Source organism: Pseudomonas sp. BE134, from assembly GCF_031456105.1.
In the GTDB taxonomy this organism is placed as follows: Bacteria; Pseudomonadota; Gammaproteobacteria; order Pseudomonadales; family Pseudomonadaceae; genus Aquipseudomonas.
This window is the reverse complement of the sequence record NZ_JAVDUA010000027.1, coordinates 86,847-98,487: the sequence shown is the minus strand read 5'-3', so window position 1 is coordinate 98,487 and position 11,641 is coordinate 86,847. Positions and strand designations below refer to the sequence as shown.

Sequence of the window (11,641 nt, the reverse complement as noted above, 5' to 3'; positions counted from 1 at the left end):
TGCCTATCGCGAAAGGCTAAAATCGGCCAATTTCTGCCATTGGGGACAGACAAAAAAAAGGCCAGTTTCTGACTGTCCCCACCGGCCGCTTAGGGTCGTTTTCTGCCTCTCGCGACGGACAGGAAACGACCCAAAGGATCCGCTCAGAAGCGTCTTCGATCTCTGGACTATTTACATATCAATAGGGCTTATCGCCGATAATGGCCGCGCGCTCCATCATGCGATGGCAAGGCGGGCCAACGGATTAAAGCGGCAGTGTCGCCTTGCTCTCTCGGTAGGCGGCGGCCCAATCCGAGGGTGTCTTGCCGAACTGGCTGCGGAACCAGCGTGAAAAGTCACCGGCTGAGGAAAAGCCGAGGAGTTCGGCCACTTCGTACAATCGGCGTTTGCTGTTGGCCAAGTACTCTTCGGCGAGTTCAGCGCGCACAGCGTTGATGATCTTTGTGACGCTTTCTCCCTCGACCGCCAAGTGTCGGCTAAGGGTACGTCGATGCATGCCAAGATGCTGGGCAATCCCATCGACAGAACACAGTCCGCTGGGCAGCAGCATCTTGACGATCTGGCGTACCCGCTGCGCCGGCTCGTCGCGCTGGGTAGTCAATTGCATGTCCAGCGATCGCTTTATTTCGCGATGCAATGCTGGGTCAGCCGCAGGAATGGGCATGTCCAGATCGCGCCTTCGGCAAACGATGGCATTAAACTCCTGGGAAAACTCAATGGCTGTGCCCAGCACGATTTCCCGGCGCATCCCCCAATCAGGATCGGTCGGCACGCTCGCCAAGCGCAGTGTTCCCCTACCCCATCGCTCATTGATGGAATCCAGCACGCCCATGACTTTCTCAGTCGCGACCGATTGAGAGATGGAAAACAGGTCATCGGTGTACTCGCCTTTCTGGCAAAGGCTGAGCAGTAGCACCTCTGCTTTGCTGTACTTGAACCCTGGTTGGAACACACGATCAACAGCCTCTACCGCCGCCTACGTCATCAATCGAACATCATCAGTTGGGTAGCTTCGTCGACCCGGACTCGATCAATCACCTCACGGCCATATTTAGCCACCACATGAAAGAGGTCGTAGATCACTCGTGCGTTCGGGCAATGCTGGCGAACCTCCAGGTCAAACGCGGTGTTCATGTCCATCGCGACCGCTTCAATTTGAGCGCAACCTTGCGACCCCAGCTCTTCGAAGAACGGCCTGACTGCCGCTCGGCTGCGGCCTTCACCGATCCACAGCACTCGCCGGGTATCGGCATCCATGACAACGGTGGCGTAACGATGACCTTTGAATAACGCGAACTCGTCCATCACCAGGCGTGGTGGTTGCGCCTTGGGCAAAACACTCAACGCCACTTGCAAGGCTCGACGCTCCAGCAGTCGAACGCTATCCCAATGCAAACCAAACAGCTGAGCGACATGTAACGTGGGAAGGCGCTCGCAAGCTTGAATGACGGCATCGGCCAGACGGCGCGTCATCCGGGCATAGCGATCCAGCCAGCTGACGGCCTCCATACGTTTGCCGCAATCACGGCAACCGACACGTCTAAGCAACACGCTGAGGCGCACCACACGGCCGAGAATAGGCAAATCACGAATGACTCGTTGGCAGTACTAATGCGTGGTTGAACAAGGTTTTTGACAGCCGCCGCAGGATGGAAATCGGGTGGCCTGGGGTGTCAAATCAATCTGAAGGGCGTCGCCATCAGGCTTGATCGTGACGACAGAAAGCCCTCCAAAAAGGGAAGAAAAGTATTAATATCGGGCATAAGAACGCTGGTTTGTTAGATGTGTTTGCTCGCACGAACATCATCAACCAAATCGGCGTTTTTGTTTCTGTGTTTCGGGATTCCGTGAAGAACCTTATATGCGTTGTTGCTAAGCGCTGAAGGTGCATGCAGTACTAAATGTACTGTTTGCTCGCTGAAATTCCATGCTCAACTCGCCCCCATCTATCCGGCTTCGTCCGAACCGCCTATCCGAACGTACCGGGCTTCGTCATAGAAGTTCGATTAATTAACCAAACGCTGACACCTTCATGAAAGCGACAGACGTTAATCACTCGATAGCTAGTTTCAGCAATGCGAACTGCGGTTCTGTAAAACAAAATGCGACTTTCATGCAATCCAGGTCAAATAAAAATGCACTTCCCCCTAATGTTTCTGAAGTAAAAATGAGACTTTCAACATACAAAGTCGCATCATTACTCTCCGAAACAAAGAAAGCTAGAAATTTCAGTCAATTACAGTCGATCGCATTAATTCTCGATTGCCGCACCTAGAACTCCGAATTAACAAATTGAAAACTAGAGAACTAATTTTTTGAAAAAACGGTTTCCGTACTTTCGAGAAATTTTAGTTGTAGTCGGTCATTTATCGGTTTGGTCTCCCAAGCCACGTGTATCTACGTAGCATTAAAAGTCCGGAGAATCACCAGCCGATGATCGACGGGCTTTAGGTTGCTAGCCACAGAGCACAGAGCACAGAGCACAGAGACAGTGCTCACCCTCCCTCATTGGCTCCAGAGGTCATCGGCTTGGGCACATAGGCGGTGATGCCTGCATCGTGACAGGCCAGGATTTATTCGCTTTTGAAGTAACCTCGATTAGCCGACAACGTATCTGACGCCATCGCCTCGCGAGCCTGCTTGGCCATCGAGCTGAGTTGATCGCGGTCGGAACCGACGTTAGTCACCTCGTGCGCAACGATCAAATGGTGTTGAGTATCGACCGCTGTCTGCACGTTGTAGCCGACGATTCCTGTGCCGCGCGTCATCATGGAACGGGCGTCTGGATCGGTCAGTGAGACCTGTTTATCCGGCGATTCATTGAGCTGGATTTCGATCGCTTGAAGCTCCTTCATTTGAGTTTTGAGCTTGGCGATTTTCTCTTCCAGCCGCACTACGTCGTCCGCACGACCACGCCAACGCCCGGCACCGGCTGGCTGCAGCGTCCCGACGCGGCGCTGACGCGTGCCATCGCTGTAGAGAAAACGTTCGAGGATCAGCTGCTGGCCTTCTTCGCGGCTCTCGATTTGAACATGGAAACGCTTGACCACTTCACCCGAGCGATTCTGGAACAGACCCCGAGCCTGTACCGGCCTTGAGAAGAACGCCACGAGATCCAGCGTCGGTTGCTCTTGGGCGTATTGCTCCACGGCAACGCTTTGCACCTGCGCCGCATTGCGATTGTTTGGGCCATAGAACCTGCTTGACCTTACTACCGTGACAAGGTTGAGGATAAACCAAGGCCACAAAAAGCCGGATACATCAGTATCTCTACGACTATTTTTCGTGAGGAATCATCTATGAAATCCGTTGAGTTGCAAGTACAGGGCATGAGCTGCGGCTCTTGCGTCAAGCATGTAACCGAAGCGTTGCACGCACTCGATGGAGTCAGTGAAGTGGCCGTCGATCTGCAATCGGGTCGGGTGAAGGTCGGCGGTGATTCGGACTGCAATGTATTGCTTGCAGCCCTGGAAGAAGCTGGCTATCCCGCGCAGTCTTCGGCAAATGCCGTCCAAAAAGAGAAGAAAACCTCAGGTTGTGGCGGGAACGGCTGCGGTTGTTGCTGTCAGTAAGCGCTCTGTTTAAAACTGGAGAACCCCTGAAGACCAACCAGACAGGGCCTGTCGAAGCATCACAAGCCAATGGGTACTGCTCAAGCGCAGCACCAGTCGGGCTACCTTTTGCCAACCTTACGGAAATGTAATCACCGGCCTTCCGTTCATGTGGCATCTTGCGCGCTAGATAGCGGCTGGCACCGCACTCCTGAAGCGCACCCTGGCCGCACTGGGGCAGCGGATCCGCATTTGCCTGGATTCTGACTTATTGGAAACCCCTCCATGCATTCCAAAACATCAAGACGCACTTTCGTGAAAGCCTTGGCGGCAGGTGGGGTACTCGCGGGCTTTGGGCTGTGGCGCAACCCGGTGTGGGCCATTACCAGCCAGGGGCAGCCGAATGTGCTTGCCGATACTGATTTCGAGCTATCCATCGGTGAGATGGGGGTGAACTTCACGGGCACGCCCCGCACCGCCATGACCATCAACGGCAGCCTCCCAGGTCCGATACTGCGCTGGCGCGAAGGCGATACGGTGACGTTGCGGGTCAGGAACCGGCTCAAGGAAGACACCTCGATCCATTGGCACGGCATCATTCTGCCCGTGAATATGGACGGTGTACCGGGTCTGAGTTTTCACGGCATCGAACCGGGCGGCATGTACGTTTACTCGTTCAAGGTCAAACAGAACGGCACGTACTGGTATCACAGTCATTCCGGTTTCCAAGAGCAGGTCGGAGTTTATGGGCCTCTGGTCATCGATGCAAAAGCCCCCGAACCCTTCACCTACGACCGGGACTATGTGGTGATGCTCTCCGACTGGACTGATGAAGACCCTGAGCGGGTCATGAAAAAGCTCAAGAAACAATCCAGTTACTACAACATGCACAAGCGCACTGTCGGCGATTTCATTGATGACGTGAGCAAAAACGGTTGGTCTTCCACCGTCGCGGATCGAAAAATGTGGGCTGAAATGAAGATGAATCCCACGGATCTTGCCGACGTCAGCGGCGCCACTTACACCTACTTGCTCAATGGGCTGGCTCCCGACAGCAACTGGACAGGTATTTTCAGGCCTGGCGAACGGCTGCGTCTGAGATTTATCAATGGCTCGGCCATGAGCTACTTCGATGTGCGCATTCCTGGCCTGAAGATGACCGTCGTCGCAGCAGACGGGCAATACGTGAATCCGGTCAGCGTCGATGAGTTCCGCATTGCCGTAGCCGAAACCTTTGATGTAATTGTCGAACCCACCGGAAACGCATACACCTTGTTCGCCCAGTCGATGGATCGCACCGGTTTTGCAAGAGGTACGCTGGCTGTACATGAAGGGCTTTCGGCCCCTGTGCCGCCCTTGGATCCACGTCCGTTGATCACGATGAGCGACATGGGCATGGGTGATATGGCTGGCATGGATCACGGCAATATGACGGGCAAGGACCAGGACTCGATGCAAGGCATGGATCACAGCCAGATGCCAGACTCGACAAGCATGTCTGGCCACTCGATGCACAGCATGAACGGCACAGTTTCGATGGAGCCGCACCCGGCCTCGGAAGCGAATAACCCACTTATCGACATGCAGGCGATGAGCCCCACGCCGAAACTCAATGATCCGGGCATGGGACTGAGAAACAACGGTCGCCGGGTACTGACTTATGCAGACTTGAAGAGCACCTTCCCGGATCCCGATGGCCGGGAACCGAGCCGCACCATCACCCTGCACCTGACCGGACACATGGAAAAGTTCTCTTGGTCTTTTGACGGTGTCAAATTCGCGGATGCCGAGCCGCTCCATCTCAAATATGGAGAGCGCATCCGAGTAGTTCTAGTCAATGACACCATGATGATGCACCCCATTCATCTGCATGGCATGTGGAGTGACCTGGAGGATGAAAACGGTGATTTCATGGTTCGCAAGCACACCATTGACATGCCGCCAGGCAGCAAACGCAGCTACCGCGTGACTGCCGATGCTCTGGGGCGATGGGCGTACCACTGCCACCTGATGTATCACATGGAAATGGGCATGTTCCGCGAAGTCCGTGTGCAGGAGTAGGAGCCAGACATGAACTTTCAACGAACCGCTAAACCGATACTCGCCGGCTTGGGCATCCTGGGGATGGGGATCATGCCGCTTGCGTATGGGGAGAACGAGCCGATGCAAGGTATGGACGGCAAACAGATGCAGGACATGGATCATTCCCAAATGCAGGGTATGGATCACTCCCAAATGCAGGGAATGAAACCCGCCGCGCCCCAGCAAAACCGTACACCTATCCCGGCGCTCACTGATGCTGATCGCGCAGCGGTGTTTGAAAGCCATGCCGGCCATCAGATGCACGACCGCTCGATCAACTCGTTTTTCCTGATCGATCAACTCGAATGGCAAGACGCCAACGAGGGCAGCGCACTGCGTTGGGAAGCCAACGGTTGGATTGGCGGCGACACCGATCGTCTTTGGCTACGCAGCGAAGGTGAGCGAACCAACGGCGTGACTGAAAGCGCTGAGCTTCAAGCGCTCTGGGGGCACGCCATCAGCCCTTGGTGGGATGTGGTCAGTGGTGTGCGACAAGACTTCAAACCTGGCGCACCCCAGACTTGGGCTGCACTTGGGCTGCAAGGCATGACACTTTACAACTTCGAAACGCAAGCCACCGCCTACCTGGGCGAGGCAGGCCAGACCGCGCTGCGGCTAAAGGGCGAATACGACATTTTGCTGACCAACCGTTTGATTCTGCAGCCCACTGCTGAAATGAACCTCTATGGCAAAAACGATCCACAACGTGCCACAGGCTCCGGACTGTCTGACACAGAGGTTGGCCTGAGACTGCGTTATGAAATACGCCCCGAGTTCGCTCCTTACATCGGCGTAACCTGGAACCACGCCTACGGAAAAACAGCGGATTACCTCCTTGAAGAAGGTGAAGAGCGCAGCGATACACGTTTTGTCGCCGGTGTGCGGATGTGGTTCTAAAACTGAGAGATACGTGCATCCCAACGCAACTCAAACAAAAAACCCCGATCCACGGCTCAGGCCGTTAGGAGCTTTGCATGTCACCTCTGAAAACCCTCATCACTGTTGCTGCACTCAGCACCGGTCTGTTGTTGAGTGGTGTTGCCCAAGCGCATCCAAAATTGCTGTCCTCTACCCCAGCCGAAGGCACTGCGGTGGCTGCACCAGCAAAAATCGAATTGAATTTCTCAGAAAATCTCACCACCCAGTTTTCCGGCGCAAAACTGATCATGACCGAGATGCCGGGTATGTCAGCGCACTCCCCCATGGGTGTCAAAGCCAGTGTCGCGGGCAGCGCCGATCCGAAAATGATGGTCATCACCCCGGCAGCACCGCTTCCACCCGGCACCTACAAGGTTGAGTGGCGCGCCGTATCTTCCGATACACACCCAATCACAGGCGCCATGACCTTTAAAGTCAAATGACCCATGGATGATTCAATCTACATCAGCCTTCGCTTTGCGCTCTATATCGACTTGATGCTGCTCTTCGGGCTGGCCCTGTTTGGCCTGTATAGCCTCAAAGGAAAGGAGCGCGCAGACGGTGCCGTATTGAACTTTGGGTCGTTGCTGGTAGGAACGGCAGTTATCGGCATACTGTTATCGATGACGGCCATGCTGCTCATGGCCAAGACGATGAGTGGTGTGCCCAGCGTCATGGAGCTGCATTACCACATCCTGCAAATGATGCTGATGGAAACTGACGTCGGGTTGACCTGGATGGTTCGAATAGCGGCATTGACAGTGGTGGTCATCGCCGCCCCGCTCAATCGTCGGGCACCGGCATTGAGCCTCTGGCTGGTCTCACTATGCGGGGCCATCGCCTTGGCGACGCTGGCCTGGACAGGACATGGCGCTATGGATGAAGGCAGTCGACGCTACCTGCATTTCACCAGCGATATCGTTCATCTTCTGGGTGCCGGCAGTTGGTTGGGCGCGCTCGCCGCATTCGCGCTTTTATTGCGCGCAAATAACCTCACTGGCGATCTGCAGATACGATTGCTGGCTCGAACGCTGAGTGGTTTCGAATCAGCGGGGGCAATTATCGTCGCGACCCTGGCTGTCACCGGAATCATCAACTATCTGCTGGTTGTCGGGCCAGCATTCGAGACGTTGACCACTAGCACTTACGGGGCCCTGCTGTCTTTAAAGGTCTTCTTGTTTGCGGGGATGCTGGTATTTGCGGCGGTGAACCGCTTTCACCTGACCCCGCTGCTCGAGCGATCCATTCAGGCAGGTACTCACACCGTCGCCATCAACTCATTACGCCGCAGCATGATTCTAGAGTTCTCGGTCGCGGTTATCATTATGGGCCTGGTTTCCTGGCTCGGCACCCTCAGCCCAGAGATGGAGATGTCAGCTGAGTAGGGGCTCTCATTGAGTACCTTTGTTGTCTCCCTACACTCGGTGCAGAGTGCCTCCCATTTTTTGGTCTCCAAAGGAGCCCGCTATGCCCTTAGGTAAACGTGAACTTGCACGGATTGAGCGCCGTTTAATTACAACGCTTACCGATGCATGCGAGACAGCAAAAGGTGAGATCAAAGGCTTTACCTGGCTTACCCACACAGCAGATTTGAATGCGCTGCCTGAAACCTTGAAGGTGACCTGGGTATTCGAAACGCTAGCCGAAAAAAAGCTCGCCCAGGCTAACGCGAAGGCGCGGATCTTTGAGCTAACAGCGATCGCGCTAAACGAGGCAGGCGTTGATTGGGGCCCATCAGATCACACCGTCCGATTCGACTCTGAGGAGGAGTGCCAACGCATCCATGGTGGCGATTGGCAGAAACGCCTGGCGCAATCACGCGTGACCAAAGGTTTTTGACGATGGCTAAAGAAATCTAAAATCCATGCATTTCGGTTTGCCAGTTGAGCGGCGATCTTTGTGTGAGCTGCGGACGTAGCAAGGAAGACATCAGGAAGTGGAAACGCATGAAGCGGCCTGAGAAAATGGCCGCGGTGCAAATATCGAACCTCTCCCGAGGTGATAGGTCTGCTCCTGTATATCTCCTCGGAAATAATCCCATGTCTGCGCAACACACCCTTGTCGTACTCGCTCGGGGCGGATATGCCGCTCGAGGTGTTCTGTATCTGATCATAGGTATCTTCGCTCTCCTGGCGGCTCAAGACTCGACAAAACCGAAGGACAGTCACAAAAGCCTTGAGGCGTTGTTAAGCCAGCCATTCGGATATGTCCTGGTCGGGCTAGTGGTGGCTGGTTTGCTAGCCTTTGCCGGGTGGCGCGTGCTGCAAGCAATTGGCGATGTCGATCATCACGGTACGAAACTCAAGGGGTTGGTGATTCGTGCAGGTTTGTTGGCGGGAGGTTTGGTTAATGGCGCTCTTGCGTTTTTTGCATTGGGCCTACTCATCACCGGAGTTAGGAGTTCAGGCAGTTCCGGAGGTGGGGAGACAAAGGATTTACTGGCGCATCTTTTGTCTTGGGATCATTCAAACGTGTTGGTTTACCTCGTGGCGCTCGTCCCACTAGGCGTAGGTATTGCTCACATCATCAAGGGATGGAAGGCTTCGTTCGAGAAGTACTTTGAGGCTGACGAAGACGTGATGCGCTATATACGCCCGGTGTCTCGGATTGGACTCATAGCCCGAGGTGTGGTGTTTATTGAGATAGCGCTGCTACTGGCGATCAGCGGCTCCCGTTATAAAGCCATGGATCCTCCTGGCATGAAGGAAGCCCTCGATGCTCTCCAGAACCTGCCAGCCGGAGGTTTGATTCTGATGGTAATGGCTTTGGGGTTGATTGCCTTTTCGGCTTACTGCTTTTCCGAAGCCGCTTGGCGCAAAATAAACATGGATGTGCCTGGGGTACCGACATCATAGTCGCTACGTGATGCTGGTGTAGGTTGCCGGTAACACGCCGAGGCGGTCATCAACCCCTGATCGAAAACGCCCATGAGCTCCACCAGAACTTTGCAATCGCTGAGGTGAGAAGGAGCGCCGGCATCATTCCGTTCCCTGCGGTGGATCGGTCTGCAACTCTCGCTAATCGCATCGTCCCCCTGCCCCATCGTCCATTGATGGCATCCAAAACGCCCATCACTTTCTCAGTCGCTTCATGCTGAGAGATCGAAAAGAGATCTTCGGTGTACTCGCCCTTTTCAACGGAACGTCCCGCTAGAAGCTATTGCTGAATCTTTATCACAGGCCTGCGCACTACTCGATGGGTAATCAATCCAGGCACCGTGCACTAAAGTGAAACCATACCCACAAGGAATAAATAAAAATGACGAATGTAACAATAGTGTGAGCATTTCCAGTCCTCGCGCCGCCCGGGCGATCAATGCGCTGCCCGGCGAATTGCTCCCTGCATTCGCCGGTTTTGCTTTGTTCCTGTGCCTGTTCGGTGGTTATTTCATGTTGCGGCCCATTCGCGATGCGATGGGTATCCAGGCCGGCGTCGACAATCTTCAATGGTTGTTCACAGCGACGTTCGTACTGATGCTGGTGGCCGTGCCGCTTTTCGGCTGGCTCAACTCCGTAGTGCCGCGCGCGCAGTTCGTCGACTGGGTCTACGGTTTCTTCGTGCTTAATCTCGTTGGCTTCGCGTCAGCATTCGCTCGGCACCCTGACAGCGTGTGGCTGGCCCGCACTTTCTATGTATGGATTTCGGTCTACAACCTGTTCGTGGTGTCAGTCGCCTGGAGCCTGATGGCCGATGTGTTCGACAGAGCCCAGGCGCGGCGCCTGTTCGCCTTCATCGCGGCGGGTGCCAGCGTTGGTGGTCTTCTTGGGCCAGCGGCCAGTGCGCTGCTGGTCAACTTTCTGGGTCAAGCCGGGCTGGTACTGGTGAGTGCGCTCCTGTTGGTGCTCGCGTTGGCGTTCAAGCGCTACCTGATGGCCTGGCGGGCATCAGGCGGTGCCGGAAGACCCGGCGCGGCGCCTGGCGAAAACCCACAGCGGCCGGTGGCGGGCAACCCCTTTAGCGGCCTGACCAAGGTGCTGCGCTCGCCTTATCTGCTGATGGTCTGCCTGTTCGTGGTGCTGTTGGCCACCACCAGCACCTTCCTGTATTTCGAGCAGGCCCGGCTGGTCTCGCAACGTTTCCCGACGCGCGAAGAACAGGTACGCGTGTTTGGGATGATTGACGTCGCCGTACAGGCCGGCGCACTGGGCTCGCAACTGTTCATTACAGGCCGCCTGGCTCAACGTTTTGGCCTGAGTAGCCTGCTGGTAGTGGTTCCCGGCCTGGTGTGCGCAGGATTCATTGGCCTTGCCTTGGCGCCCAGTTTCGCCATGCTCGCTGGCGTGATGATCGTGCGCCGTATTGGGGAGTACGCTTTTGTCCGCCCTGGGCGCGAGATGTTGTTTGCGCCACTGGATGCCGAAACCAAATACAAGGCGAAGAACTTCATCGATACCGTAGTTTACCGGGCGGGTGATGCTGTCAGCGGTTGGGCCAAAAGCTTCCTTGACCTGCTGGGACAGGGTGCCGTGTTGGCCGCTGTGGTCGGCGCGCTCTGCGCGGGCGTGTGGGCGTTGACAGGTTGGTATCTTGGAAGAGAGCGGGTACTTGCCGGTGCCATCGGGGCACCCGATACCGACAAGTAACCCGATGCGGCGCGACTCCCCTCTCAACGACAAGTAAAAACAGTACAAAACCCCTGATCGCTTTAATGCCCGCGAATATAGTGCTCCAGTTGCCGGATCAGGTCGGCCTGCTCGACGATGGCTTCTTTCACCAAATCACCAATCGACAAGAGGCCAATCAGTTGATCGCCTTCCACTACCGGTAAATGGCGCAGATGACTGTCGGTCATGACCACCATGCAACGCTCAATGCTGTGCTGACTGTCAGCCGTCACGACCGGTGCGCTCATGATGGCCCTGACCGGCGTACCGACCGAAGAGCGTCCCTGTAGAACGACCTTGCGCGCATAGTCGCGTTCGCTGATCACGCCAACCACCTGCCCGTCCTCTATTACGGGTAGAGCCCCCACGTTCTTTTCAGCCATCATCTTCAGGGCTTCAAGTACCATCTGATCTGGCGCGATGCTATGTACCTGCTGGTTTTTCATGACCTTCAGTTTCAGCAATTGTGCGGCTGTTTTCATACAC

Annotated in this window: 12 protein-coding genes and 3 pseudogenes; 9 read left to right on the top strand and 6 right to left on the bottom strand. The window is 55.3% G+C overall.

Translation table 11 applies throughout. The features are described from left to right. Window positions 1–244 precede the first annotated feature (244 nt). From J2Y56_RS21440 to J2Y56_RS21425, 4 genes and pseudogenes are all read right to left on the bottom strand, one after another. Complete coding sequence (locus J2Y56_RS21440) at window positions 245–664, bottom strand: AraC family transcriptional regulator (protein ID WP_338010173.1); 420 nt, start codon at window positions 662–664, stop codon at window positions 245–247. Window positions 665–730: 66 nt separating this feature from the next. Then, window positions 731–1,009: pseudogene (locus J2Y56_RS21435) on the bottom strand (DUF4113 domain-containing protein); the annotation flags it as partial. Further along, entirely contained in the window at window positions 985–1,551 is a 567-nt protein-coding gene (locus J2Y56_RS21430; protein ID WP_310352534.1) for a transposase, read from the bottom strand. The gene J2Y56_RS21430 and the pseudogene J2Y56_RS21435, both read right to left, overlap by 25 nt. Window positions 1,552–2,498: 947 nt before the next feature. Continuing rightward, window positions 2,499–3,164: pseudogene (locus J2Y56_RS21425) on the bottom strand (DUF3833 family protein); the annotation flags it as partial. Window positions 3,165–3,299: 135 nt separating this feature from the next. Here J2Y56_RS21425 and J2Y56_RS21420 point away from each other — a divergent pair. The 8 genes and pseudogenes from J2Y56_RS21420 to J2Y56_RS21385 all read left to right on the top strand — a co-directional run bounded on the left by J2Y56_RS21420 (window position 3,300) and on the right by J2Y56_RS21385 (window position 9,406). Next, window positions 3,300–3,572 (top strand): heavy-metal-associated domain-containing protein, encoded by a 273-nt coding sequence (locus tag J2Y56_RS21420; RefSeq protein WP_007943079.1) that lies wholly within the window; start codon window positions 3,300–3,302, stop codon window positions 3,570–3,572. Between the two features lie 264 nt (window positions 3,573–3,836). Beyond that, window positions 3,837–5,612, top strand: coding sequence for a copper resistance system multicopper oxidase (locus J2Y56_RS21415; RefSeq protein ID WP_007943077.1), 1,776 nt, complete (start codon window positions 3,837–3,839; stop codon window positions 5,610–5,612). Between the two features lie 9 nt (window positions 5,613–5,621). After that, window positions 5,622–6,530, top strand: a complete 909-nt coding sequence (locus J2Y56_RS21410; protein ID WP_405046877.1) for a copper resistance protein B — start codon at window positions 5,622–5,624, stop codon at window positions 6,528–6,530. Between the two features lie 77 nt (window positions 6,531–6,607). Beyond that, window positions 6,608–6,994, top strand: coding sequence for a copper homeostasis periplasmic binding protein CopC (copC, locus tag J2Y56_RS21405; protein ID WP_150778364.1), 387 nt, complete (start codon window positions 6,608–6,610; stop codon window positions 6,992–6,994). Between the two features lie 3 nt (window positions 6,995–6,997). Then, a complete protein-coding gene (copD, locus tag J2Y56_RS21400; RefSeq protein WP_310352530.1) occupies window positions 6,998–7,936 on the top strand; it encodes a copper homeostasis membrane protein CopD in 939 nt (312 codons plus the stop codon). A gap of 82 nt (window positions 7,937–8,018) precedes the next feature. Continuing rightward, window positions 8,019–8,390: a hypothetical protein gene (locus J2Y56_RS21395; protein WP_007943073.1), complete on the top strand. Its 372-nt coding sequence runs from the start codon at window positions 8,019–8,021 to the stop codon at window positions 8,388–8,390. A 29-nt stretch (window positions 8,391–8,419) separates the two neighbouring features. After that, window positions 8,420–8,530, top strand: a pseudogene (locus J2Y56_RS21390) (DUF1289 domain-containing protein); the annotation flags it as partial. 60 nt (window positions 8,531–8,590) lie between these two features. Next, window positions 8,591–9,406: a DUF1206 domain-containing protein gene (locus J2Y56_RS21385; RefSeq protein ID WP_007943072.1), complete on the top strand. Its 816-nt coding sequence runs from the start codon at window positions 8,591–8,593 to the stop codon at window positions 9,404–9,406. A 49-nt stretch (window positions 9,407–9,455) separates the two neighbouring features. Here the strand turns inward: J2Y56_RS21385 and J2Y56_RS28535 are convergent, their stop codons facing one another. After that, window positions 9,456–9,623 (bottom strand): hypothetical protein, encoded by a 168-nt coding sequence (locus J2Y56_RS28535; protein WP_405046876.1) that lies wholly within the window; start codon window positions 9,621–9,623, stop codon window positions 9,456–9,458. Window positions 9,624–9,829: 206 nt separating this feature from the next. Here J2Y56_RS28535 and J2Y56_RS21375 point away from each other — a divergent pair, with 206 nt between their 5' ends. After that, window positions 9,830–11,134: an MFS transporter gene (locus J2Y56_RS21375; protein WP_310352526.1), complete on the top strand. Its 1,305-nt coding sequence runs from the start codon at window positions 9,830–9,832 to the stop codon at window positions 11,132–11,134. Between the two features lie 62 nt (window positions 11,135–11,196). Here J2Y56_RS21375 and J2Y56_RS21370 read toward each other — a convergent pair whose 3' ends face one another. Next, window positions 11,197–11,637 carry a CBS domain-containing protein gene (locus J2Y56_RS21370; RefSeq protein ID WP_150778368.1) on the bottom strand — a complete coding sequence of 147 codons (441 nt, stop codon included), beginning with the start codon at window positions 11,635–11,637 and terminating at the stop codon, window positions 11,197–11,199. Window positions 11,638–11,641 lie beyond the last annotated feature (4 nt).

What these genes read in the sequence shown, in the direction of transcription:
- J2Y56_RS21415 (WP_007943077.1), top strand. Translation starts at nt 3,837, where the DNA reads ATGCATTCCAAAACATCAAGACGCACTTTCGTGAAAGCCTTGGCGGCA.
- J2Y56_RS21370 (WP_150778368.1), bottom strand. Translation starts at nt 11,637, where the DNA reads ATGAAAACAGCCGCACAATTGCTGAAACTGAAGGTCATGAAAAACCAG.
- copD (WP_310352530.1), top strand. Translation starts at nt 6,998, where the DNA reads ATGGATGATTCAATCTACATCAGCCTTCGCTTTGCGCTCTATATCGAC.
- J2Y56_RS21440 (WP_338010173.1), bottom strand. Translation starts at nt 664, where the DNA reads ATGCCCATTCCTGCGGCTGACCCAGCATTGCATCGCGAAATAAAGCGA.
- J2Y56_RS21395 (WP_007943073.1), top strand. Translation starts at nt 8,019, where the DNA reads ATGCCCTTAGGTAAACGTGAACTTGCACGGATTGAGCGCCGTTTAATT.
- J2Y56_RS21385 (WP_007943072.1), top strand. Translation starts at nt 8,591, where the DNA reads ATGTCTGCGCAACACACCCTTGTCGTACTCGCTCGGGGCGGATATGCC.
- J2Y56_RS21420 (WP_007943079.1), top strand. Translation starts at nt 3,300, where the DNA reads ATGAAATCCGTTGAGTTGCAAGTACAGGGCATGAGCTGCGGCTCTTGC.
- J2Y56_RS28535 (WP_405046876.1), bottom strand. Translation starts at nt 9,623, where the DNA reads ATGGGCGTTTTGGATGCCATCAATGGACGATGGGGCAGGGGGACGATG.
- copC (WP_150778364.1), top strand. Translation starts at nt 6,608, where the DNA reads ATGTCACCTCTGAAAACCCTCATCACTGTTGCTGCACTCAGCACCGGT.
- J2Y56_RS21410 (WP_405046877.1), top strand. Translation starts at nt 5,622, where the DNA reads ATGAACTTTCAACGAACCGCTAAACCGATACTCGCCGGCTTGGGCATC.